Here is a 1,737-nt window from a genome sequence, read left to right as displayed (position 1 = left end):
GGGGCAGTTGCCGTAAACAAGCTGCTCCTTATTTCGTTTATATTATTATCGTTTGATTAAGCTGTTCTGCCCGTAATTGTAATGAACCTGCGATTGGGTCTGTCAAGAATTTTGTGTAAACCAACTCAACCAGTTGTATGAGAAGGTTTCATCCCCTATTCGAAAAATCTTTCTCCAGCCAATAGAGTCAAGGGCGTAAGGCAAAGCGAACCCTTGACTCTATTGGTGCAGAGGAAGAGTATTTTTTTGGGGGGATGAAGCCTATCATTTTTTAGCGGATGTAAGGCTTTACCCGTTCCTCAAAGAAAACGGATAACTGCAGTAAGATTTGCCCCCAATTTTGAACGCGGCCTGTCCATTTTCGTAAGACATCCATCGTGACGAGATACAGCATTTTCAATAGGGCTTCATCTGTAGGGAAAACAGATTTTCCCTTCGTCACCTTACGAAGTTGCCGATGATAACTTTCTATGACATTTGTGGTGTAAATCAACTTACGGATTTCTGGAGGGTACTTGAAAAATGTCGCAATTTCACTCCAATTGTTCCGCCAGGAACGTACCATTAGCGGGTACTTTTCCCCCCAAGTTCTTTCGAACTGGTCCAATTCCTCTAAAGCAGCTTCTTCGGTCGTAGCCTTGTAAATGGGTTTTAGGGCAGACGTGATTTTCTTCAAATCCTTGTAGGAAACGTACTTGATCGAATTCCGAATTTGGTGGATCACACACTTTTGGATTTCTGTTTTGGGATAGCTTGCAGAGATCGCTTCTGTAAAACCTTTTAAGTTATCGACAGAGATAATCAAAATATCTTGGACACCACGGTTCTTTAGTTCGTTAAGGACGTGAAGCCAAAATTTTGCGGATTCATTCTCCCCAATCCAGATTCCTAAAACATCCTTATGCCCCTCAAGATCGACGCCAATGACCATATAGGCAGCCTTGTTTACTATGGCTCCATCTTGCTTTACTTTAAAGTGAATGGCATCCATGAAAACGACAGCGTAGACCGATTGCAACGGTCGATTTTGCCACTCTTTGATGAGGGGAATGACTTTGTTCGTTACATTGGAGATCAGTGTGGGAGAAACCTCAATGCCATAGAGCTGCTGCAGATGATCTTGAATGTCACGAGTCGATACTCCTTTTGCATACAGAGCAAGAATCTGATCCTCAATACCGGCTACGTTCGATTGGTGCTTCTTGATGATGGTAGGTTCAAATTCGCCGTCACGATCCCGTGGAATCTGGATCTCCATGTCCCCATACTCTGAACGAACCTGTTTCTTACTGAATCCGTTTCGGCTGTTGGATGTCCGCTTGTTTTTGGTATCATGCTTGGTGTAGCCCAAAGTAGTGTCCAGTTCGGCCTCCAACATCTCTTGGATGGTCTCAGAGAACAGGTCTTTTAATGCAGATTGGACATCGTCCACCGACTTCATATTTTTCTCTTTGATCCACTGCTTTAATTGCTCTTTCGACATGAGACTCATAAAAAATCCCAACCTTTCTAATTTAATTGTAAATTAGGAGGTTGAGAGTTTACACAGAATATTTTACAGACTCGTTTCTTCCCTTGTATTTTGCTTATCACTTGCAATCATTAGCTATGTCCCGTTAACAGCACGTGACCCGAATTCGTTCTATTCATCCTTTTTTGACTTAATGATGGGCTTTCTAATATATACTGGTCCTGTTTACCTACTGGGTGGAATACCGAGCGCCATTCTGATTGAGG

At 42.6% G+C, this 1,737-nt stretch carries 1 protein-coding gene; it reads right to left on the bottom strand.

Annotation, left to right across the window (positions count from 1 at the left end; all coding sequences use genetic code 11):
• Window positions 1–271: 271 nt before the first annotated feature.
• On the bottom strand, window positions 272–1,492 hold the full coding sequence (locus tag EDM56_RS30915) for an IS256 family transposase (protein ID WP_122921747.1): 1,221 nt from the start codon (window positions 1,490–1,492) through the stop codon (window positions 272–274).
• Window positions 1,493–1,737: the final 245 nt, after the last annotated feature.

The sequence above is a fragment of the Brevibacillus fluminis genome (assembly GCF_003710825.1).
Taxonomy (GTDB): domain Bacteria; phylum Bacillota; class Bacilli; order Brevibacillales; family Brevibacillaceae; genus Brevibacillus_D; species Brevibacillus_D fluminis.
This window is presented reverse-complemented; position numbering and strand designations above follow the sequence as displayed.

What these genes read in the sequence shown, in the direction of transcription:
- EDM56_RS30915 (WP_122921747.1), bottom strand. Translation starts at nt 1,492, where the DNA reads ATGAGTCTCATGTCGAAAGAGCAATTAAAGCAGTGGATCAAAGAGAAA.